General features: G+C 51.5%; 21 protein-coding genes. 15 read left to right on the top strand and 6 right to left on the bottom strand.

Annotation, left to right across the window (positions count from 1 at the left end; translation table 11 throughout):
- Positions 1 to 65: 65 nt before the first annotated feature.
- The 10 genes from panB (at position 66) to EoCCA6_RS16010 (ending at position 9,601) form a co-directional block, all read left to right on the top strand.
- Positions 66 to 857, top strand: coding sequence for a 3-methyl-2-oxobutanoate hydroxymethyltransferase (gene panB / locus EoCCA6_RS16055; protein WP_152083491.1), 792 nt, complete (start codon positions 66 to 68; stop codon positions 855 to 857).
- 11 nt (positions 858 to 868) lie between these two features.
- Complete coding sequence (gene panC / locus EoCCA6_RS16050) at positions 869 to 1,720, top strand: pantoate--beta-alanine ligase (RefSeq protein WP_152083490.1); 852 nt, start codon at positions 869 to 871, stop codon at positions 1,718 to 1,720.
- A gap of 34 nt (positions 1,721 to 1,754) precedes the next feature.
- Entirely contained in the window at positions 1,755 to 2,135 is a 381-nt protein-coding gene (gene panD, locus EoCCA6_RS16045; protein ID WP_023334546.1) for an aspartate 1-decarboxylase, read from the top strand.
- 505 nt (positions 2,136 to 2,640) lie between these two features.
- Positions 2,641 to 3,225, top strand: a complete 585-nt coding sequence (locus EoCCA6_RS16040) for a fimbrial protein (protein WP_152083489.1) — start codon at positions 2,641 to 2,643, stop codon at positions 3,223 to 3,225.
- A gap of 80 nt (positions 3,226 to 3,305) precedes the next feature.
- Positions 3,306 to 4,010, top strand: a complete 705-nt coding sequence (locus EoCCA6_RS16035; RefSeq protein WP_373308875.1) for a fimbrial chaperone — start codon at positions 3,306 to 3,308, stop codon at positions 4,008 to 4,010.
- 60 nt (positions 4,011 to 4,070) lie between these two features.
- Positions 4,071 to 6,674 (top strand): outer membrane usher protein, encoded by a 2,604-nt coding sequence (locus tag EoCCA6_RS16030; RefSeq protein ID WP_152083487.1) that lies wholly within the window; start codon positions 4,071 to 4,073, stop codon positions 6,672 to 6,674.
- Positions 6,675 to 6,700: 26 nt separating this feature from the next.
- Positions 6,701 to 7,276 (top strand): fimbrial protein, encoded by a 576-nt coding sequence (locus EoCCA6_RS16025; RefSeq protein WP_152083486.1) that lies wholly within the window; start codon positions 6,701 to 6,703, stop codon positions 7,274 to 7,276.
- Between the two features lie 24 nt (positions 7,277 to 7,300).
- On the top strand, positions 7,301 to 7,858 hold the full coding sequence (locus tag EoCCA6_RS16020) for a fimbrial protein (protein WP_373308873.1): 558 nt from the start codon (positions 7,301 to 7,303) through the stop codon (positions 7,856 to 7,858).
- 23 nt (positions 7,859 to 7,881) lie between these two features.
- Positions 7,882 to 8,484 carry a fimbrial-like protein gene (locus EoCCA6_RS16015; protein WP_152083484.1) on the top strand — a complete coding sequence of 201 codons (603 nt, stop codon included), beginning with the start codon at positions 7,882 to 7,884 and terminating at the stop codon, positions 8,482 to 8,484.
- A 22-nt stretch (positions 8,485 to 8,506) separates the two neighbouring features.
- Positions 8,507 to 9,601, top strand: coding sequence for a fimbrial protein (locus EoCCA6_RS16010; protein ID WP_152083483.1), 1,095 nt, complete (start codon positions 8,507 to 8,509; stop codon positions 9,599 to 9,601).
- A gap of 1 nt (position 9,602) precedes the next feature.
- Here EoCCA6_RS16010 and EoCCA6_RS16005 read toward each other — a convergent pair whose 3' ends face one another.
- From EoCCA6_RS16005 to EoCCA6_RS15990, 4 genes are all read right to left on the bottom strand, one after another.
- Positions 9,603 to 10,847 carry a polysaccharide deacetylase family protein gene (locus EoCCA6_RS16005; RefSeq protein ID WP_152084470.1) on the bottom strand — a complete coding sequence of 415 codons (1,245 nt, stop codon included), beginning with the start codon at positions 10,845 to 10,847 and terminating at the stop codon, positions 9,603 to 9,605.
- Between the two features lie 63 nt (positions 10,848 to 10,910).
- On the bottom strand, positions 10,911 to 11,351 hold the full coding sequence (locus tag EoCCA6_RS16000; RefSeq protein ID WP_152083482.1) for a PTS sugar transporter subunit IIA: 441 nt from the start codon (positions 11,349 to 11,351) through the stop codon (positions 10,911 to 10,913).
- 106 nt (positions 11,352 to 11,457) lie between these two features.
- Positions 11,458 to 12,228 carry an ABC transporter permease gene (locus EoCCA6_RS15995; protein ID WP_152083481.1) on the bottom strand — a complete coding sequence of 257 codons (771 nt, stop codon included), beginning with the start codon at positions 12,226 to 12,228 and terminating at the stop codon, positions 11,458 to 11,460.
- The gene (locus EoCCA6_RS15990; protein ID WP_152083480.1) at positions 12,225 to 13,151 is read right to left on the bottom strand and encodes an ABC transporter ATP-binding protein; all 927 of its coding nucleotides are present in this window, start codon (positions 13,149 to 13,151) and stop codon (positions 12,225 to 12,227) included. The genes EoCCA6_RS15995 and EoCCA6_RS15990 overlap by 4 nt, the downstream gene beginning before the upstream one ends.
- Before the next feature lie 107 nt (positions 13,152 to 13,258).
- Here EoCCA6_RS15990 and can point away from each other — a divergent pair, with 107 nt between their 5' ends.
- A complete protein-coding gene (gene can, locus EoCCA6_RS15985) occupies positions 13,259 to 13,921 on the top strand; it encodes a carbonate dehydratase (protein ID WP_003856301.1) in 663 nt (220 codons plus the stop codon).
- Positions 13,922 to 14,012: 91 nt separating this feature from the next.
- Here can and hpt read toward each other — a convergent pair whose 3' ends face one another.
- Positions 14,013 to 14,549, bottom strand: coding sequence for a hypoxanthine phosphoribosyltransferase (gene hpt, locus EoCCA6_RS15980; RefSeq protein ID WP_152083479.1), 537 nt, complete (start codon positions 14,547 to 14,549; stop codon positions 14,013 to 14,015).
- Between the two features lie 206 nt (positions 14,550 to 14,755).
- Between hpt and EoCCA6_RS15975 the strand changes: the two genes are divergently transcribed.
- Complete coding sequence (locus EoCCA6_RS15975) at positions 14,756 to 17,146, top strand: glucose/quinate/shikimate family membrane-bound PQQ-dependent dehydrogenase (protein ID WP_152083478.1); 2,391 nt, start codon at positions 14,756 to 14,758, stop codon at positions 17,144 to 17,146.
- 133 nt (positions 17,147 to 17,279) lie between these two features.
- Here the strand turns inward: EoCCA6_RS15975 and cueO are convergent, their stop codons facing one another.
- Positions 17,280 to 18,839 carry a multicopper oxidase CueO gene (gene cueO, locus EoCCA6_RS15970; RefSeq protein WP_152083477.1) on the bottom strand — a complete coding sequence of 520 codons (1,560 nt, stop codon included), beginning with the start codon at positions 18,837 to 18,839 and terminating at the stop codon, positions 17,280 to 17,282.
- 145 nt (positions 18,840 to 18,984) lie between these two features.
- Between cueO and EoCCA6_RS15965 the strand changes: the two genes are divergently transcribed.
- The 3 genes from EoCCA6_RS15965 to speD all read left to right on the top strand — a co-directional run bounded on the left by EoCCA6_RS15965 (position 18,985) and on the right by speD (position 21,101).
- Positions 18,985 to 19,332 (top strand): YacC family pilotin-like protein, encoded by a 348-nt coding sequence (locus EoCCA6_RS15965; protein ID WP_025756784.1) that lies wholly within the window; start codon positions 18,985 to 18,987, stop codon positions 19,330 to 19,332.
- Between the two features lie 104 nt (positions 19,333 to 19,436).
- Positions 19,437 to 20,306 (top strand): polyamine aminopropyltransferase, encoded by an 870-nt coding sequence (gene speE, locus EoCCA6_RS15960; RefSeq protein ID WP_152083476.1) that lies wholly within the window; start codon positions 19,437 to 19,439, stop codon positions 20,304 to 20,306.
- Positions 20,307 to 21,101 carry an adenosylmethionine decarboxylase gene (gene speD, locus EoCCA6_RS15955; RefSeq protein ID WP_152083475.1) on the top strand — a complete coding sequence of 265 codons (795 nt, stop codon included), beginning with the start codon at positions 20,307 to 20,309 and terminating at the stop codon, positions 21,099 to 21,101.
- The last annotated feature ends 15 nt before the right edge of the window (positions 21,102 to 21,116 follow it).

Below are 21,116 nucleotides of genomic sequence, written 5' to 3'. Positions count from 1 at the left end.
ATTGTTCCCCCGAATGTTACTGATAGAATGCGCAAAGATTCGCTTTTGGGCTATCAGGAAACAGTATGAAACCAACCACCATCTCCTTACTGCAGAAATGCAAACAGGAAAAGAGACGCTTCGCCACCATCACTGCGTATGATTACAGCTTCGCCAGACTGTTTGCCGAAGAGGGTATCAACGTCATGCTGGTCGGGGATTCGTTAGGGATGACGGTACAAGGACATGATTCCACCCTGCCAGTCACGGTCGACGATATTGCTTACCACACGCGCGCTGTACGTCGCGGTGCGCCTGCCTGTCTGTTACTTTCCGACCTGCCATTTATGGCCTATGCCACTCCGGAGCAGGCCTTTGAAAACGCGGCAGTCGTCATGCGCGCCGGTGCCAACATGGTCAAAATCGAAGGCGGTGCATGGCTTGTTGATACGGTAAAAATGCTCACCGAGCGCGCTGTGCCGGTCTGTGGGCACTTAGGGTTAACGCCGCAGTCCGTTAATATCTTTGGCGGCTACAAGGTGCAGGGCCGTGGCGATGCCGCGCAAACGCTGTTTGATGACGCCGTGGCGCTGGAAGCCGCAGGCGCACAGCTTCTGGTGCTTGAGTGCGTCCCGGTTGAGCTGGCGAAACGCATTACCGAAGCGCTCTCTATTCCGGTTATCGGAATTGGCGCAGGCAATGTCACCGATGGGCAAATCCTGGTGATGCATGATGCCTTCGGCATTACCGGCGGACACATCCCGAAATTTGCCAAAAATTTCCTGACAGAAGCAGGCGACATGCGCGCTGCTGTGCGGCAGTATATTGCCGAGGTTGAGTCCGGCGTGTATCCGGGCGAAGAACACAGTTTCCATTAAGGAGTCAAGGTGTGCTAATCATAGAAACCCTGCCGCTGCTGCGCCAGCATATCCGTCGTGCTCGTCAGGAAGGGAAACGTATTGCCCTTGTCCCGACCATGGGCAATCTGCATGACGGCCATATGAAACTTGTCGATGAGGCAAGGGCACGTGCAGATATCGTGGTGGTCAGTATTTTCGTTAATCCGATGCAGTTCGACCGCGCTGATGACCTGGCGCGCTACCCACGCACGCTGCAGGAAGATTGCGAAAAGCTCAAAAAACGCCACGCGGACATTGTCTTCTCTCCGGCTCCGGCGGATGTGTACCCACAGGGCACCGATGAAGCGACCTACGTTGATGTGCCGGGCATTTCGACCATGCTGGAAGGTGCCAGCCGTCCCGGCCATTTCCGTGGCGTTTCGACTATCGTCAGCAAGCTGTTCAACCTGGTGCAGCCGGATATCGCCTGCTTCGGCGAAAAAGATTTCCAGCAACTGGCGCTGATCCGCAAGATGGTGGCAGATATGGGCTACGATATTGAGATCGTCGGTGTGCCGATTGTGCGGGCTAAAGATGGTCTGGCACTCAGCTCCCGTAATGGCTATCTGACCGCCGAGCAGCGCAAAATCGCGCCAGGATTAAGCAAGGTCATGAATACCATGGCAGAGCAACTCCTGGCGAAAGAGTTGACCGCAGAAGAGATTATCGCACTGGCAGAGCAGGCGCTGAACGATAAAGGCTTCCGCGCTGACGATATTCAGATTCGTGATGCCGATACGCTGCTCGAACTCACCGACAGCAGCAAACATGCGGTGATTCTGGTGGCGGCCTGGCTCGGCCAGGCGCGTCTGATTGACAACAAAGTGGTTGAACTGGCGTAGTGCTTTCAGCCTCAAATTATTAAAGGTAAACGTAATGATTCGCAAAATGCTGCAAGGTAAACTTCACCGTGTAAAAGTGACCCAGGCAGATCTGCACTATGAAGGCTCCTGCGCAATTGACCAGGATTTTCTTGATGCAGCGGGCATCCTTGAAAACGAAGCCATTGATATCTGGAATGTGAACAATGGTAAACGCTTCTCCACCTATGCGATCGCTGCCGAGCGCGGCTCAAAAATCATCTCCGTCAACGGTGCTGCTGCGCATTGCGCGGACGTGGGCGATATCGTCATTATCGCCAGCTTCGTGATGATGTCTGACGAAGAAGCCCGTCGCTGGCAGCCAAAAGTCGCCTACTTTGACGGTGATAACGACATGAAACGCACTGCGAAGGCGATTCCGGTTCAGGTAGCGTAATGTCATTTACAGGGCTGAACAATATGTTCAGCCCTGCCTTGCGGGTGATGCCCTGTACATCTTTCCCTTCAGATTTTCCTTTCTTTGTTTATTACTCTTTATCACATTTATTCACGGAATGTATGATCAATCTCGAAACAGGTGCAAAAAAAAGCAAATATCAAACACTTACCGCCCCCTTTTTAAGGGAAAAATAAGTTGCATATAATTATAACCTGAGCAATTATATTTCCAGAAACATTTGGCATTATATTTATCATGAATAAATCACTCATCATGATTAATATTATTTGAATTAACTGAACGTGTAACCCTCTCTATACATATTTAAAAAAACAATCGTAACGTTTTGTTTTTTAAACCTTAAATATGTCAATTTAGATTCACTCAAATCACATTGAAGCAATTCTCACTATTGGTTACAAAGAAACAATATTATATTTCTTTCGCTTTATCTATAAGCACCAATTTTTGAATAATCTTTTCTAATAAATGGATGTTTTATATGTTTAAGAAAACTGTTTTAGCTGCGTCTGTGGCTGTAATGGCAATGGGTTCTGTCTCTGCAATGGCTGATGACGTTGGTCTGATCACTTTTGACGGTGCGGTAACTGATACAACTTGCATTATTACTACCAACAACGGTGTTGACGCAAACAACGTCACCGTAACCCTGCCAGTTGTTAAAAAAGCAGACGTTGAAGGTACCACCGTTGATGCAGGCGTAGGTTCTAAAGAGTTTGAACTGCACCTGAGCAAATGCCCGGAAAGCCTGACTAAAGCATCTGCAACCTTTACTTCTCAGCAATTCGCTGACCTGTCTAACGGCACTCTGAAAGCTGACCCAACTGTTGCTGGCCACGCTGACAACGTAAGCCTGGCGCTGTACAACAACACCACTGCTAACAGCGATCGCGTACTGATCGGTCAGCCAGAAAACAACACCCAGAAGGCAGGTCTGACCGCTGGTGAAGGCACCCTGGCCTACCGCGTTGCATACGTTCCTAGCGCTAACTGGGCGGCTGGCACCAACGATGTAACCGCCGGTAAAGTAAGCAGCAACGTTACTTTCACCATGAGCTACGAATAATAGCCTCATTGTTACCATGCGCTCACGGATGAGGTGGGCGCATTTTTATTTAATGGATGAATACTATGCGCCCTTTTAAAATGTGTATGACCGCACTTATTTTCAGTGCGGCTTTTGCTGTCTCTCATTCTGCTCTTGCGGATATCGTTATTTCTGGCACCCGCGTTATCTATCCGGCGTCAGCCAAAGATGTCACTGTCAAGATGGAAAACCGTGGTAATAAGCCTTTGCTGGTGCAAACCTGGCTTGATGATGGTCGTGACTCAACCAACCCACAAGAATTGAAATTACCGTTTATCGTCACACCACCTGTCTCCCGCGTCGATCCAGCCAAAGGGCAGACCGTTCGTATAACCTGGCTTGGACAATCTCTGCCGCAGGACAGAGAGACAATGTACTGGTTTAACGTACTTGAGGTTCCACCTAAAACCAAAGGTGCCGACGCCCAAAACATGCTGCAACTGGCATTCCGTACGCGTATCAAAATGTTTTTCCGTCCTGACAATCTGAAAGGCGACGCGTCTACTGCAGCATCCCAACTGAAATGGTCGCAACAGGCAAGCTCACTTGTCGCGCGTAACGACTCACCTTATTACGTTTCCGTTGCCAAAATTGAGGTCAGCGCGGGCGGTAAGCCAATCGAAATAGAACCGCATGTTGTCGCCCCGTTTGCTACCCAATCTTATGAAATGAAGAACGCAGGCTCGGCGCAAGTTAAAAAATTAACTTATACCTCCATTAATGATTTTGGAGGCTCGGAGAAACATGAGGCGACTGTTAATTAAGACGCCTGATAATCCATAAATTTTCTCTAATAATTAGCAGCTAACGGATTAGTGATAGCAATGTTATTTCGCCGCTCATTTCTTTGTATTGCCATTTGCGCAGCGCTTCAGACTGCGTCTTTAGCAGCTGAAAAAACTGCTGTGCCATCCTCTGGTAGTGAAGAGGTCGAATTCAACGATCAGTTTCTGTTTAATACAGGGACCAATATAGACGTTAGCCGCTTTTCTCAGGGGAACCCGGTCGTTCCTGGCACCTTTAAAACGCAAATTATCCTGAATGGTCAGAAGAAACTGCTGACAGAGTTTACCTTTAAAGACAACGGAACGCCGCGAGCAGCGCCTTGCTTCACGCCAAAGTTTTTGATGCAAATTGGTATCAAAAGAGACGCGGTAGAAGGAGCGATTAGCAAAGAGGCCGCTGAAGAAAGTGAAGAAATTTGTATCAATATCAGCCAGACGTTCGCAGGTTCTTCTTGGGATTACAATACCGGTACGCAGGAATTAAGCCTCTCCGTTCCACAAATTTATGTAGAACGCCGTCCTTATGGCTATGTTGATCCTTCGCTTTGGGAAGACGGAATTACGGCCGGTATACTGTCCTACGATCTTAATGCCTGGCATTCAGACAGTACGGATGGCGCACGCGATACGGCATACGCTGGGCTAAAATATGGTTTCAATATGGGGCCATGGCGGTTGCGTTCACGCGGCACACTCAACTGGGATCAGGAGAGCGGTTCCGATTACTCAAGCCAGGATATTTATCTTCAGCGTGACATTACCCCGCTGCGTGCGCAGTTACTGATAGGTGACTCCTTTACCCGAGGCGATACCTTCAACTCGTTAAGCCTGCGTGGCATGCGCATGTATAACGACGACCGTATGCTGCCTGGTGGTATTTCAACCTATGCACCAACTATTCGCGGCGTGGCCAAGAGTAACGCCAAAGTTACAGTTACGCAGAGCGGAAATAAAATCTATGAAAGCACGGTTCCACCGGGTGCTTTCGAGATTAACGATCTGAGTACCACTGGTTACGGCAGCGATCTGGTTGTCACGGTTGAAGAATCAGACGGGAGCATACGTACCTTCTCCGTCCCTTACTCATCCGTCAGCCAGATGCTTCGTCCAGGCTATAGTCGCTGGGATATTGGCGTGGGTGAACTCCACGACAATGGCCTGCGCGATAAGCCACGCCTCGGTTACGCCACTGGATATTATGGCCTGAATAACACCTTCACAGGTTACACCGGCCTGCAATACATGGACACGGGCTATTTCTCCGGGCTGGCGGGTATCGCCATGAATACTCCGCTCGGTGCCTTTGCGCTGGATATTACGCACTCCGATGCTGATGTCGATGGCGTAGGTAATCTGACTGGTCAGAGCTATCGCCTTTCCTGGAGTAAGCTCGTTGAAAATACGAATACCTCGTTTAACGTGGCGGCGTATCGTTTCTCAACGGAAGATTACCTGACGCTGAACGATGCTGCCTCACTCGCGGAGGACGTCAAATACCGCGATAGTGCTCGTAACCCGGATCGTACCGGCGAAGACGTGTACAACCATTTCCAGCGTATGAAAAATCAGGTCCAGCTTAACGTCAGCCAACCGATCTCCGATGGTCAAAATGAGTATGGCTCGTTGTACGTCACCGGAAGCTGGCAGGACTACTGGACCGAGTCCAGCTCAACCTCCCAATATTCAGTGGGTTATAACAACTCATTCTGGCTGGGGAGCTATAGCGTCTCGCTGCAACGCAGCTATGACGAATACGGTGAAAAAGATGACAGCGTATATCTGAACCTGAGTATCCCGCTGGAAAACCTGCTGGGCCATAAGAAGCATCCGGGCGGATTCTCAAGCGTCAATATGAGCATGAACTCGGACTTCAAAAAAAGCACTGCGTTCAACACCAGTGCAAACGGTAATACCGATGATTACCGCTTTAGCTATAGCGTAAACGCCAGTACCAGCCACGCAGATAGCGGCGATCTTAACCAGGTTGGCGGCTATGGCAGCTATAACAGTCCATACGGACCGATGAGTATTTCTGCTTCGGCTTCCGACGATAACAGCCAGCAGTATTCCTTGAGCTACAGCGGGGGAATGTTGATGCATTCAGGCGGTGTCACACTGTCGCCGGGCAGCATTGGCGACACCGATACGCTGGCGTTAGTCAATGCTCCGGGCGCGAAAGGTGCCAGGTTAAGCGTTGGCGACGGTGTAATTGGTAGCTCTGGCTACGCCATCATGCCGTATCTGTCAGCATACCGCGAGAATACGGTTGGTATCGATATTTCCAAACTGGAATCCGACGTTGAAGTGAAAAGCACCAGTACGGTGACTGTACCGCGTAGCGGGGCGATCGTGCGGGTGGATTTCGAAACCGATCAGGGTCGCTCACTGCTACTCGATCTGCATCGTTCAGATAACAGCTTTATTCCACTCGGTGCCGATGTCATCGACGAAAAGGGTCAGTCTGTCGGCTCCGTAGGTCAGGCAGGCCAGGCCTATGTGCGCGGGATCGGAGAGAGCGGAAAATTACGTGTCGTCTGGAGTAGCGGTGCCGATGGCGCCTGTACCGTGACGTATCAAATCACACCATCAGCTCAGAAAGTTGGCCTGACAACCATGCTCACCAACCAGATTTGCCAGATGTAATGCTTTTTTAACAGGGAGTTATTTTAATGAAGAAAACAATGTCACTTACGCGTCTTGCTGCCTTTTTGGCTCTGGCGGTAAGTTCTCAGACCTTTGCTGCGGGTACTAACCTTGATGTGACTTTCACCGCTCTGCTGCGTGAAACCACCTGCGACATGAAAATCGAAGGCGGTACAGGCGATGGTAAGGCCAATATCATTCCTATTGGTGCAGGCGGAAAAATTTCGCTGGCAGACATTGCCAGTGGTTCTGAAAGCGCCTCTACCACATTCAAGCTGAAAATCATTGAATGCCCGGCCAGCCTGGCAGGATTGAAAACAACCATTTCTGGTTCGAAGTCCGGCTACCTTGATACCGCAATAACAAACGGAGTAACGACGGGTAAAGCTGATTACACGGGCGTTTCCATCGCACGTGCATCTGCACCAACTGCGCCGTTTACGATTAACTCGGCTGATGACGATAAGCGCCTTGTATGGAGCAGTCAGGAAATTACCAGTCAGGAAGTCGCGTTGATTGCCCGCCTTGTGGAAACGAAAAGCGGCTCGGCTACAACCGGTGATTTTAGTGCAATTGCCACTTTTAACTTTGAATATCAGTAAGCGGAAGGATACGCAACAATGAACATGAAAACATCCACACTCATTGCTCTGGCAGTTTCTGCCGGTCTTATTTCCGCATCCGCATCCAGCGCTATTACGGGAACCCCGAGCGTACAGGCAACCTTTACCACAACGGTAGAAGCAGGAACCTGTACCGCGCAGCTCCAGAATGCTGGCGGTCAACCTATTAGCACCCTGGCTTTTGGTGACGTATTCAAATCTGACCTGATAGCACAAAGTCGCAGCGAGCCGTTTAAAATCGCGTTCAGTGGTTGTGCTGGTGTAAGAAGCGCTAGCGTAGAAGCAACCGCAGGTTCAGGCGGGACGTGCTCAGGTGACGCGCATACGGGCGATTCTTTCGATGCATCAAATGCCACAGCATTTGAAGTATGGAAAGGTACTGCGGGTTCAGGAACACTGATGAGCTGTAACACTAAACCCGTACAAAACGTCACCATCAGCGGCGGTACAGCCAATTTCAATATGGCTGCGCGTATCGTGATCGCTAAGGACAAAGCAATTGCTGATGTAACCACCGGTGACGTTAGCGCACCTGTTACGTTTGTTGTGACTTACCAATAATAATAAGCAGGGGCAGAGCCACCATGTCGAAAATATCAAACAATAATGTCCTGAAAAGAACAGTGTTCTTTGCCGGGCTTATAAGCTGGTATTGGTCTGCCCCATGCCTGTCCGTTGAGACAGGCATGGATGTTACGCTCAATGCCAATATCGTAGAAAATACCTGCCAGATATCTATTCCAGGCGACGGAAAAGTGCATCTACCGATTGTAAGCAAGAGCTGGTTTTATAATGGTGATGGTAGCTCACGCCTGCAACCCACGGATGCCGCGGCGGGTACGGAATTTTCCGTAAAAGTAGAAAGTTGTTCGACCGGCAGTACCATTAACAAGCTGAATTTCAGCTTTCAACCGCAGAGCCAGCAATGGCCTGTCGGCTCACGCCAGGTTTTTATTAATGAAACAGCGGTTGCTGAAGGCGGCGCTGATAATACTGGCGTAGTCATTTTTTCAAAGGAATTGAATACCAACGTTCTGAATAGCGATGGGAGTTCCAGTGTATTGCTTGATGCAGGAGCTACTGACTGGGCGAAGGAATATCAATTTTATGCTCGCCTGCAAAATACCGGCCCAGTTGCATCAGGGAAAGTGACCAGCCGGGTTGTTGTGAATGCGACATACCGCTAAATAAGACAGGGAGGATAATCTTATGAATTTTAAAGGACGTTTAACGGGCTCCATATGTACAACTGTCATGTTGCTGCTTGTGCAGGGCTACGCATGGGGAGAATGCCATTTTGGGGAGAATGGTGAAGGTGGGACATCCACTATCGTCAATACACTTGCCAGCTCGCCCGTTTATTTTCATGCCGTTCCTACGGGCCAGTTTCCAAGCGAGGGGGTTGAAATAGGAGGCCCTTATGAGGCAGCCCTTTCTCCTGCATTGTGGTCTGACTGTGATGCTGGTACTGATGGGGAGCAGATGTCCAACATCACTTATGATGCAATTGGTGGTGTAGACGGCGCGATGTGGCCAACAAATATTCCGGGTATTTATTACGCAGTAAGAATTTATAGTGATAAGAATGTTGGCTCTTATTTTCAATATAGTAATGGACAATGGACAAACTTACCATTAAACGCCAGTCAACCAGATCATAGCTGGAAAGCGCAGATTAAGCTCATTCAAACGAGCGAATTTATAGGTAACACCTCATACGCTACGGTGATTACACCGAAAGAATCTAAAAAAATAGGTGGTATGTCCGTTGGTGGTCATACAAGTACCGATAACCAACCCTGGTGGTTTAATGTAACAACGTCAACCTTCAGTTTGCCTATTGCCGCTGCAACTTGTCAGGCAACGGTCGTTAATGGGGGCACAAACAATGTCGATTTTGGCGAAATGATGTTTTCCTCCATACGAGAAGGATTTTATCCGCATCAAGACTTCAATCTCCAGTTAAAAGGTTGCAACAACGTCACAGCGATTAAATATAAAGTTAGCTCTAACAACACATCATATACTTCAGGCATCGGAGATATGATGATAAATACTTTAACGTCTGATGCTGCCGCTGGCATTGGTGTGACAATTGAGCAAGAATTTGAGGCAAACCCATCCGGTCATGGCGAGCCGTTTATTAACGATCCCTCTTATATCTATGTAGGTCTGCAATATCAGGTTGGAGCAAATTCAAGTATCGACCTCCCCTTTATGGCCCATTTGCGAAGAGACAATAATATCCCGCTCAAAGCAGGTAATTTTAAAGCCATCGCCACGTTTACGATTGATTATTTCTGATTCACCCCTGCGGCTGATTACTGATCAGCCGCGACATCGTCTCCAGCGAATCCGTTCTTAAGATGTACAAGCGTTTCAGTAAGAACGGATTATCGCCAGGCTTCACCTTTCCTTTCACCGTTGTCACCGCAAGATGAAAACCGGCATCATTTGCCGCTTTCACCGCTTTAGTATCGTATCCGCCAAACGGATAAGAGAGATACAGCACATGCGGGTTAAACTGTGCCAGCGCCCGCCGGGAACGTTCAAAATCAAACAGGATCACGTGGTAACTACGGCTTAATAAAATGGGATGTTTGTTGCCGTCAACGCGATGCAGGAAGTGAGTGTGAGACTGAATATCGAACACATCCTGGATACCCTTAATCTCCTTAACGCTCATAAACTGCAGCGATTTTGGGTCCCATTTTTGTGAATACCCTTTGATCCGAGAAGAGATAATAAAGGCCGTGGCGTGAAAGCCGTATTCTTTCAGCACAGGATACGCGTAGCGGCTTACCGATTTCAGCCCATCATCAAAGGTCAGCACCACGGACTTCGCCGGTAAATTCATTTTGTTACGCACGTATCCTTCCAGCTGGGACATCGTCAGGGTGGTGTAACCCTGATCGCGCAGCCAGGTCATCTGGTTACTGAACGCGCGCACGCTGGTTGTGGTCGAGGTATGGCGAAAACGGGTGTTCTCTTCATCGCGTAAAATATGGTGATAGGTCAGGACCGGAATACCGTTATCTTCCTGCGCATCCAGGCTGCTTATCCAGGCAAGTCGATTACCAATACGGATTTGATACCAGGTCTGGTTCAGTCGGTCTTTGAGTTTATTCAGAATCGGGTAACGGAGGTTAGAACTCAATGTGCCAAACGGTGCACTTCCGCTGCTGGGGGCGTTATAGACCGGCGTGTCTTTCCAGGTAATCAGGTTTTGATTGCTCAACGGTTTGTTCAGATCGCCCAGACTATCTTCTACACGCTGTTTTCCCTGCACCTTCTCAAGGTGGCCTTTATCGATAAAGCCAGTACCGAAACCGAAGCGAAATTCGTAGTAATCTGCCGCGGCAGGCACAACCGCAAGGATCTGCCCGGCCCGCACATTGCCCACGTTAACCACATTATTGCCCACCTGCGCCCAGATGGTTGCATCTTCGGTGGTTTGCATATATTGAGCAGGGAGGCCTTGCTGACTCATCAGGCTGGCAGAAGCACTACCGGAGAGCAACAACAGAAGGAAAATAACGCGAATGAACATGGGATATAAATCGATACGGGAAATCAGTCGCCATTGTAGCAAAAGCGACATCAATACCAACGTTTAATTCTTATACAAATCATGAAGCAGGACAAACGGTGGATTTTTCTGCTGCTGATGCCACAGGCTACTGACACCATGAACTTGCTGATCAACGATAGCATTACGGAAATCGGCGCTACTTAAGGTTTCACGAAGCGGGTACATCATTTCCAGCAACGCGTAATTGATGCCGGAAATCACCTCACAGTTTTCGTGCTTATGGCTTAACAACGCCGCTGAACGATAAGGTGCCGCGCCAGATTTATCGGTAAGAAAGATGACGCCATCACCGCTGTCTGTCTGGTGCAGTGCGTCGCACATCATGCGGCTTAGCATATTGGTGCTCAGCCCACGCCAGTAGTTAACCGCCTGGCATTGCGCCAGTGGTCCAAATTTCATCTCCAGGCGTTCGAGAATCGACTGAGCCTCATCATCATGGCAGGTGATTACCCATCCCAGCATACACTCTCTCCTTAGCAGGCGAGTAGTTTAGCGGAGTGAAGGTCAGGTTACGGTGATAATCATCAAAGAAAAGCGCCCGGCAACCAGAATGTTGCCGGGCGGTAGATTAGCTGCGCAGCCCGCGCCCGCGCTGAATCAGATACCAGCACAGCGCATAAAACGCGACGATAAACACCACCAGCACCGCCACCGTGGTAAACAACGGCACATCGGTAATGCCGAGGAAGCCAAAGCGGAAGCCGCTGATCATATATACAATCGGGTTCAGGTGCGACAGCGCCTGCCAGAACGGCGGCAGCAGCGTCAGGGAATAAAACACCCCACCGAGGTAGGTTAACGGCGTCAGCACAAAGGTGGGGATCAGGCTGATATCGTCAAACGTTTTGGCAAATACGGCATTTAACAGGCCCGCCAGCGAGAACAGCACCGCCGTCAGCAACAGCGTCAGCGCGACAAACAACCACGAGTGCACCTGGAACGGCACAAAGAACAGTGAAATGGCCGTCACCAGGACGCCCACGCACAAGCCTCGCGCCACGCCGCCGCCCACGTAACCCGCAATGATCACGTGCGTCGGCACCGGGGCCACCAGCAGCTCTTCAATGTTGCGCTGGAACTTGGCGCTAAAGAATGACGACGCCACGTTAGCGTAAGCGTTGGTGATCACCGCCATCATGATCAGGCCCGGCACGATAAACTGCATATAGGTAAAACCGTGCATCTCACCAATACGAGAACCAATCAGGTTACCGAAAATGATGAAATAGAGCGTCATGGTGATGACCGGCGGCACCAGGGTCTGCACCCAGATGCGCATAAAGCGGTTAATCTCTTTCGCCCAGATGCTTTTCAGCGCGACCCAGTAAAGATGCGTCATGCCTTGTCTCCTTGTTTATCATGCACCAGAGAGACAAACAGCTCTTCCAGTCGGTTCGCTTTATTACGCATACTTAATACCTGAATCCCCTGAGCGCTCAGTTGAGAAAACACGCTGTTAATACCCTGTTCACGCAGCACTTCCACTTCCAGCGTCGACGTATCAACCAGGCGATACTGATACCCTTCCAGCTTCGGCAGCGGGCTTTTCGCGGCAAGGTCGAGAATAAACGTTTCTGATTTCAGCTTGGAGAGCAGATTTTTCATCGAGGTGTTTTCAACCAGCTCACCGTGCTGAATGATGCCGATATTGCGGCACAGCATCTCAGCTTCTTCGAGATAGTGCGTCGTCAGGATAATGGTGGTGCCTTTGTCGTTGAGATCTTTCAGGAAGCCCCACATGGAACGACGCAGTTCGATATCCACCCCCGCGGTTGGCTCATCGAGGATCAGCAGCTTCGGCTCATGCATTAATGCACGGGCAATCATCAGGCGGCGTTTCATCCCACCGGAGAGCATTCGCGCACGTTCGTTACGCTTTTCCCACAGATCGAGCTGTTTGAGGTATTTCTCGCTGCGTTCGACCGCCTCTTTACGCTCAACGCCGTAGTAGCCCGCCTGGTTGACAACGATCTGCTGCACCGTCTCAAACGGGTTGAAATTGAACTCCTGCGGCACCAGCCCCAGCTGGCGTTTGGCGTTCACGACATCTTTTTGCAGATCGTAGCCAAACACGCTGACCCGGCCAGAGGACTTGTTAACCAGCGAACTGATAATACCGATAGTGGTAGATTTCCCTGCTCCATTCGGCCCCAGAAGCGCGTAGAAATCTCCCGCCTCTACCTTAAGATCTATCCCGCGCAGCGCCTGAACGCCGCCCGGATAGGTTTTTTTAAGCTGCTCAAGCTCAAGTGCAATCGCCATGAATTAAACTTACCTATAGTTCTGACACACGTTGTGTGGTTTCATTAAAAGTCGGGTTACCCTATAGTAGCGCAACGCAATTACTCGGTTACAGGTCGTTAACGTCCATGAATGACATAGATACACTCATCAGCAACAATGCACTATGGTCAAAAATGCTGGTGGAAGAAGATCCCGGTTTTTTTGGGAAACTGGCACAAGCGCAGAATCCGCGCTTTCTATGGATTGGATGTTCCGACAGCCGCGTACCGGCAGAACGCCTGACCGGCCTCGAACCGGGTGAACTGTTTGTTCACCGTAACGTTGCCAACCTGGTCATTCATACGGATCTCAACTGCCTTTCTGTTGTTCAGTACGCCGTTGACGTGCTGGAAGTCGAGCACATCATCATTTGCGGTCACTACGGCTGCGGCGGCGTACAGGCGGCGGTCGAAAATACGGAACTGGGGTTAATCGATAACTGGCTGCTGCACATCCGCGATATCTGGTTCAAACATAGCTCACTGTTGGGCGAAATGCCGCAGGAACGTCGTCTCGACACGCTGTGTGAGCTGAACGTGATGGAGCAGGTCTATAACCTGGGACACTCCACGATTATGCAATCCGCGTGGAAACGCGGGCAGAAAGTGTCGATTCACGGCTGGGCATATGGCATTCATGATGGCCTGCTGCGCAACCTGGAAGTCACCGCCACCAACCGTGAAACGCTGGAGCAGCGTTACCGTTCGGGGATTGCCAACCTCAAGCTCAAGCATGTGAACCATAAATAAACAAAGCCGGGTGGCGGCTGCGCCTTACCCGGCCTACATGTGCCCATTCGTAGGCCCGGTAAGCGTAGCGCCACCGGGCAACAAACCACAATTATTCGTCCAGCAACACAACTTTCCCGACATACGGCAGATGACGGTAACGCTGCGCGTAGTCAATGCCGTAGCCAACCACGAATTCATCAGGAATTGAGAAACCGACAAACTCCACCGGAACCTGCACTTCACGGCGCTCAGGTTTATCCAGCAGCGTACAAATCGCCAGCGATTTAGGTTCACGGAGGCTCAGGATCTCGCGCACTTTAGAGAGCGTGTTGCCGGAGTCGATGATGTCCTCGACGATCAACACATCTTTGCCACGAATATCTTCATCCAGATCTTTCAGGATTTTCACATCACGGGTTGTGGACATGCCGCTGCCGTAGCTGGAGGCGGTCATAAAATCGACCTCATGTGACACCTGCACTTCACGGCACAGGTCGGCCATGAACATGAAAGAGCCACGCAACAGACCCACCAGCACCATTTCGCTGCCGCTGTCCTTGTAATGTTCGGTGATTTGACGACCCAGTTCGGCGATACGCGCTTTGATCTCGGCTTCCGGGATCATCACTTCAACAGTATGTTTCATATTGCTAACCATATGATTTTAATGAAAATCTCTCAATGCGGATGAGTGTTTTTCCGGCATCGATACGCAAGCCAGCCATTATACCAGCAAATGGATAAGCCTGGCGTATGAGTTATAAAAAGCAATATTTGTGATTCCGATCACACTTGTTAATACCTATAATTAATTGCTAGCAAATAATTAACAAAACTGACGAGTACTTTTCTATGGCTGAAACAAAAACTAAGCAGCCGCGTCTTCTGGTGACATTAACAGCCGCGTTTGCCGCATTCTGCGCGCTGTATTTGTTAATCGGTGGCGTATGGCTGGTCGCGATTGGCGGCTCCTGGTACTACCCGATTGCGGGTCTGGTTATGGTTGGCGTAACCATCCTGCTGTTACGTAGAAAACAATCCGCACTGTGGCTGTATGCCGCACTCCTCCTTGCCACCATGATCTGGGGCGTCTGGGAAGTTGGTTTCGACTTCTGGGCACTGACGCCGCGCAGTGACATTCTGGTCTTCTTCGGAATCTGGCTGATCCTGCCGTTCGTCTGGCGTCGTCTGATTGTGCCTTCCAGCGGCGCTGTGGCGGGTCTGGTCGTTGCGCTGCTGATTACCGGCGGTATCCTGACCTGGGCCGGTTTTAACGACCCACAGGAAATTAACGGTACGCTGAACGCACAATCCACACCTGCTGCGGCTATCTCGCAGGTCGCGGATGGCGACTGGCCTGCCTACGGGCGTAACCAGGAAGGCCAACGCTACTCTCCACTGAAGCAGATCAACGCGGATAACGTTAAAAATCTGAAAGAAGCCTGGGTATTCCGTACCGGCGACCTGAAGATGCCAAACGATCCGGGCGAACTGACCAACGAAGTCACGCCGATTAAAGTGGGCAACATGCTTTACCTGTGTACAGCGCACCAGCGTCTGTTCGCACTTGACGCTGCGACAGGTAAAGAGAAATGGCACTTTGATCCACAGCTGAACTCCAACCCGTCGTTCCAGCACGTGACCTGCCGTGGCGTCTCTTACCACGAAGCGCGTGCCGACAATGCCAGCCCGGAAGTCATTGCTGACTGTCCGCGCCGCATTATGCTGCCGGTAAACGATGGCCGTCTGTTCGCGATTAACGCCGAAACGGGCAAGCTGTGCGAAACCTTCGCCAACAAAGGTATCCTGAACCTGCAGACCAACATGCCGGACACCACGCCGGGTCTGTATGAACCCACCTCACCGCCAATCATCACCGATAAAACCATCGTGATTGCCGGTTCGGTAACGGATAACTTCTCCACCCGTGAAACCTCAGGCGTTATCCGTGGCTTCGACGTGAACACCGGTAAACTGCTGTGGGCCTTCGATCCGGGCGCGAAAGAACCAAACGCGATCCCATCGGACGAACACACCTTTACCTTTAACTCGCCAAACTCCTGGGCTCCTGCTGCCTATGATGCGAAGCTGGACCTGGTCTACCTGCCGATGGGCGTCACCACGCCAGATATCTGGGGCGGTAACCGCACACCAGAGCAGGAGCGTTACGCGAGTGCTATCGTGGCGCTGAACGCGACCACCGGTAAACTGGCATGGAGCTACCAGACCGTTCACCACGATCTGTGGGATATGGATATGCCGTCCCAGCCGACGCTGGCGGACATTACCGTTAACGGTAAAACCGTACCGGTGATTTACGCTCCGGCGAAAACCGGCAACATCTTCGTGCTGGATCGCAGCAACGGTAAGCTGGTCGTGCCTGCGCCGGAAAAACCGGTTCCGCAGGGTGCAGCGAAAGGCGATTATGTCAGCAAAACGCAGCCCTTCTCTGACCTGAGCTTCCGTCCGAAGAAAGACCTCAGCGGTGCAGACATGTGGGGTGCCACCATGTTTGACCAGCTGGTCTGCCGCGTGATGTTCCATCAACTGCGCTACGAAGGCATCTTCACGCCGCCTTCCGAGCAGGGCACGCTGGTCTTCCCTGGTAACCTGGGGATGTTCGAGTGGGGCGGTATTTCCGTTGATCCGAACCGTCAGGTGGCGATTGCCAACCCAATGGCGCTGCCGTTCGTTTCACGTCTGATCCCGCGTGGTCCAGGCAACCCAATGGAACAACCGAAAGATGCTAAAGGCAGCGGTACTGAAGCGGGTATTCAGCCACAGTACGGCGTGCCGTATGGCGTGACGCTGAACCCGTTCCTCTCTCCGTTCGGTCTGCCATGTAAACAGCCTGCCTGGGGTTATATCTCCGGTCTGGATCTGAAAACCAACCAGATCGTCTGGAAAAAACGTATTGGTACGCCACAGGACAGCATGCCGTTCCCGATGCCGGTTCCGGTGCCGTTCAATATGGGGATGCCAATGCTGGGAGGCCCAATCTCTACCGCCGGTAACGTGCTGTTCATCGCGGCAACCGCAGATAACTACCTGCGCGCGTACAACATGACCAACGGTGAGAAACTGTGGCAAGGCCGTCTGCCAGCTGGTGGACAGGCAACGCCGATGACCTATGAAGTGAATGGCAAGCAGTACGTTGTCATCTCTGCGGGGGGTCACGGTTCGTTTGGCACGAAGATGGGCGATTATATTGTCGCGTATGCGCTGCCGGATGAAGCAAAATAAATGCAAAACGGCAACGAAAGTTGCCGTTTTTAGTGTTTGTTCCCTCTCCCTGTGGGAGAGGGCCAGGGTGAGAGCATCAGGCCGCACCTGCGAAATGTAGGCCGGGTAAGGCGAAGCCGCCACCCGGCTTTTTTTATACGGTGAACCCCAGCATCATCCCCGTATCCTCATGCTCCAGCAGATGGCAGTGCGCCATATAGGCAAATTCTTTCGGTGCCTCGTGGTCAAACTTCACCAGCACTTCGCTGACGCCGCCCTCCACTCTCACCGTATCTTTCCATCCCGCGCGATGCGCGTCCGGCGCTTTACCGTTCTCTGAGACAATGCGGAACTGCGTGCCGTGGATATGGAACGGATGCAGCATCATGTCGCCCTCGCCGGAGATCACCCAGCGTTCAAACTGCCCTTTCGTGGCGGCAAACATCGGCGTGTTCATATCGAAGGCTTTGCCGTTAATCATGTTGGCGTTATGGAAATCAAAGCCATGACCACCATGATTCATGCCGCCCATTTTGCCGTGGTCCATGTTCATATGGCCCATCATCTGCCCGTGGTGCATCCCTGCCATTGCCTGATTGCCGTACTTCGCCATCAGCGCCTGCATGCCCATCATATCAAGCATCGGGTCCATCGAAAGCTGCAGCTTACGTTCTGTTAACCCACCAGGCGCAGGGAGCGCAGGCAGCGTGGTTAACGTATCCGGCAGAGTGCCGGACGCAGCGATCTGCAACGGCTGAATGCGCAGCACCGGGTGCGGCTTATCAAAAGGCGCGATGGCCATGCCCATCTGGCTGACCGGCAGGGTCACCAGGTCGAACGCTTTGCCGTCGCTGATATCCACCAGCACCTCAAAGCGTTCTCCCATCAGCATCGGCAGCTCGTTCACCTTCACCGGCTCCGGCAACAGACCACCGTCGCTCGCCACCACATACAGCGGGCGCTTATCGCTGGCAGCAAAATTGAGCGAGCGGGCGTTACAGCCGTTGAGCAGCCGTAAACGCAGCCAGCCTTTCGGTGCGGCATGCTGCGGGTAGATCGCACCGTTGGTCAGCAGCGTATCACCAAACCAGCCCACCGCCGCGCTCATCACATCCAGCTGGTAGTCAATCTGCCCGTCTGCGCTGAATTTTTTATCCTGCACAATCACCGGGACATCATCAATGCCCCACTGTTTCGGCAGGCGCAGCAGACGACTTTCGTCATCTTCAATCAGCACCAGCCCGGCCAGCCCCATCGCCACCTGATGACCCGTCTTGCCATGTTGATGCGGATGGAACCAGCAGGTCGCCTCGCGCTGGTCAGGCGTAAAGGTTACGCTGCGCTTACCACCGGCTTTAATAACGCCCTGCGGGCCGCCATCCACCCCACCAGGCACTTCCAGACCATGCCAGTGCAGCGTGCTCTCTTCTGCCAGCGTATTGTGGATATCAACCGTCACCGTTTTCCCCTTGCGTAGCTGGAGGGCCGGCCCGAGGAGATTACCGTTATAGCCCCACGTCGTGGCGGTATGTTCACCGAAGGTCGTTTTACCGGATTGCACGACAAGCTGGAGACGGCTACTGGCATCTGCGGTGAGTAATTCAGGGATCGGTAATGCTGGCCTGTCAGCCGCAAAAACCGCGCGGCTCCACAGCGGTAGCGCGCTGGCAACACCCAGCGCAACGGAATATTTCAAAAAATCACGACGTTGCATGTTCATTTCCTTATTTCCTGCAGGCGATCTTTTGAGCATAAACCCTCCCCTAACCGGAAGGTCAAGCACAGCGGCAATAATAAAGCTCGTCGCCCTGACACCAGGTATGCTAACGTTAATTTTCCGTGATGCAGTGGTAAAAGCAATGAAGACGTTTTTCAGAACAATTTTGTTCAGTAGCCTGATGGCGATGTGTGCAAACAGTTACGCGCTGAGTGAAAACGAAGCAGAAGATATGGCCGATCTGACGGCAGTTTTTGTGTTTCTGAAAAACGATTGCGGTTACCAGAATTTACCCAACGGGCAAATTCGTCGCGCACTGGTCTTTTTTGCCCAGCAGAACCAATGGGATCTCAGCAACTACGACAGCTTCGACATGAAGGCGCTCGGTGAAGACAGCTACCGTGATTTGAGCGGTATTGGCATTCCCACTGCTAAAAAATGCAAAGCGCTGGCACGCGATTCACTCAGCCTGCTCGCCTACGTGAAGTAACCTTCCCGACGCCCCTTGTTGACTCGCTAACCGCTCACAACGGCGGTAATGTGTTGCGCCCCTTCTGCTGGATGTGAGGATGTTAACGAAGGAGAGGACAACCCATGACCGAAAAAACGGTATGGCATGAAACGCTGCATGATCAATTTGGTCAATACTTTGCCGTGGATAACGTGCTTTACCACGAGAAAACCGATCATCAGGATTTGATCATCTTCGAGAACGCCGCCTTTGGCCGCGTGATGGCGCTGGACGGTGTGGTGCAAACCACCGAGCGCGATGAGTTTATCTATCACGAGATGATGACCCACGTCCCGCTGCTGGCCCACGGCCACGCGAAACATGTGCTGATTATCGGCGGCGGCGACGGTGCCATGCTGCGTGAAGTCTCCCGTCATCAATCCCTCGAAACCATCACTATGGTGGAAATCGATGCCGGTGTGGTTTCGTTCTGTCGTCAGTATCTGCCGAACCATAATGCCGGTAGCTATGACGATCCGCGCTTTAAGCTGGTTATCGACGACGGCGTCAATTTTGTTAACCAGACCACGCAAACCTTTGATGTCATTATCTCCGACTGCACCGATCCGATCGGTCCGGGCGCGTCGCTGTTTACCTCCTCATTCTACGAAGGCTGCAAGCGTTGCCTGAAACCAGGCGGGATCTTCGTGGCACAAAACGGCGTCTGCTTCCTGCAGCAGGATGAAGCCCTCGACAGCCATCGCAAGCTAAGCACTTACTTTGGTGACGTCAGTTTCTATCAGGCCGCCATTCCGACCTACTACGGCGGGATCATGACCTTCGCCTGGGCGACCGATAACGATGTGTTACGCCATCTCTCAACCGAAATTGTTCAGGCCCGCTTCCACCAGGCCGGTCTTAAATGCCGCTATTACAATCCGGCCATCCATACCGCGGCGTTTGCCTTGCCACAATATCTGCAAGACGCATTGTCCTTAAAGGAGGTGAACTAATTGAAAAAACTCAAACTGCATGGCTTTAACAATCTGACCAAAAGCCTGAGTTTTTGTATTTACGATATCTGCTACGCCAAAACAGCGGAAGAGCGCGATGGTTATATCGCCTATATCGATGAACTCTACAACGCCAACCGTCTGACCGAGATCCTGTCAGAAACCTGCTCGATCATCGGTGCAAATATCCTGAACATCGCCCGTCAGGATTATGAGCCTCAGGGCGCGAGCGTCACCATTCTGGTGAGTGAAGAGCCGGTCGATCCTCAGCTTATCGACAAAACCGAGCATCCCGGCCCGCTGCCGGAAGTGGTCGTCGCACACCTCGATAAAAGCCATATTTGTGTTCACACCTACCCGGAGAGCCACCCGGAGGGCGGGCTGTGTACCTTCCGCGCCGATATCGAAGTATCGACCTGCGGCGTGATTTCTCCGTTGAATGCGCTCAATTATTTAATCCACCAGTTGGAATCCGATATCGTGACCATTGATTATCGCGTGCGTGGTTTTACCCGTGATATCAACGGCATGAAGCACTTTATCGACCATGAGATCAACTCCATTCAGAACTTTATGTCTGAGGATATGAAGGCGCTGTACGACATGATGGACGTGAACGTGTATCAGGAGAACATCTTCCATACCAAGATGTTACTTAAGGAATTCGACCTTAAGCACTACATGTTCCATACCAAACCGGAAGAGTTAAGCGAAGAAGAGCGCAAGGCCATCACCGACCTGCTCTGGAAAGAGATGCGCGAAATCTACTACGGCCGCAATATTCCGGCCGTGTAAAAACGCTGGAGCAAG

The sequence above is a fragment of the Enterobacter oligotrophicus genome, assembly GCF_009176645.1.
Lineage (GTDB): Bacteria > Pseudomonadota > Gammaproteobacteria > Enterobacterales > Enterobacteriaceae > Enterobacter > Enterobacter oligotrophicus.
This window is presented reverse-complemented; position numbering and strand designations above follow the sequence as displayed.

Excerpts from the sequence above, each read along its gene's own strand:
- panB (WP_152083491.1), top strand. The coding sequence starts at position 66 with ATGAAACCAACCACCATCTCCTTACTGCAGAAATGCAAACAGGAAAAG.
- panD (WP_023334546.1), top strand. The coding sequence starts at position 1,755 with ATGATTCGCAAAATGCTGCAAGGTAAACTTCACCGTGTAAAAGTGACC.
- EoCCA6_RS16040 (WP_152083489.1), top strand. The coding sequence starts at position 2,641 with ATGTTTAAGAAAACTGTTTTAGCTGCGTCTGTGGCTGTAATGGCAATG.
- EoCCA6_RS16035 (WP_373308875.1), top strand. The coding sequence starts at position 3,306 with ATGTGTATGACCGCACTTATTTTCAGTGCGGCTTTTGCTGTCTCTCAT.
- EoCCA6_RS16030 (WP_152083487.1), top strand. The coding sequence starts at position 4,071 with ATGTTATTTCGCCGCTCATTTCTTTGTATTGCCATTTGCGCAGCGCTT.
- EoCCA6_RS16025 (WP_152083486.1), top strand. The coding sequence starts at position 6,701 with ATGAAGAAAACAATGTCACTTACGCGTCTTGCTGCCTTTTTGGCTCTG.
- EoCCA6_RS16020 (WP_373308873.1), top strand. The coding sequence starts at position 7,301 with ATGAAAACATCCACACTCATTGCTCTGGCAGTTTCTGCCGGTCTTATT.
- EoCCA6_RS16015 (WP_152083484.1), top strand. The coding sequence starts at position 7,882 with ATGTCGAAAATATCAAACAATAATGTCCTGAAAAGAACAGTGTTCTTT.
- EoCCA6_RS16010 (WP_152083483.1), top strand. The coding sequence starts at position 8,507 with ATGAATTTTAAAGGACGTTTAACGGGCTCCATATGTACAACTGTCATG.
- EoCCA6_RS16005 (WP_152084470.1), bottom strand. The coding sequence starts at position 10,847 with ATGTTCATTCGCGTTATTTTCCTTCTGTTGTTGCTCTCCGGTAGTGCT.
- EoCCA6_RS16000 (WP_152083482.1), bottom strand. The coding sequence starts at position 11,351 with ATGCTGGGATGGGTAATCACCTGCCATGATGATGAGGCTCAGTCGATT.
- EoCCA6_RS15995 (WP_152083481.1), bottom strand. The coding sequence starts at position 12,228 with ATGACGCATCTTTACTGGGTCGCGCTGAAAAGCATCTGGGCGAAAGAG.
- EoCCA6_RS15990 (WP_152083480.1), bottom strand. The coding sequence starts at position 13,151 with ATGGCGATTGCACTTGAGCTTGAGCAGCTTAAAAAAACCTATCCGGGC.
- can (WP_003856301.1), top strand. The coding sequence starts at position 13,259 with ATGAATGACATAGATACACTCATCAGCAACAATGCACTATGGTCAAAA.
- hpt (WP_152083479.1), bottom strand. The coding sequence starts at position 14,549 with ATGAAACATACTGTTGAAGTGATGATCCCGGAAGCCGAGATCAAAGCG.
- EoCCA6_RS15975 (WP_152083478.1), top strand. The coding sequence starts at position 14,756 with ATGGCTGAAACAAAAACTAAGCAGCCGCGTCTTCTGGTGACATTAACA.
- cueO (WP_152083477.1), bottom strand. The coding sequence starts at position 18,839 with ATGCAACGTCGTGATTTTTTGAAATATTCCGTTGCGCTGGGTGTTGCC.
- EoCCA6_RS15965 (WP_025756784.1), top strand. The coding sequence starts at position 18,985 with ATGAAGACGTTTTTCAGAACAATTTTGTTCAGTAGCCTGATGGCGATG.
- speE (WP_152083476.1), top strand. The coding sequence starts at position 19,437 with ATGACCGAAAAAACGGTATGGCATGAAACGCTGCATGATCAATTTGGT.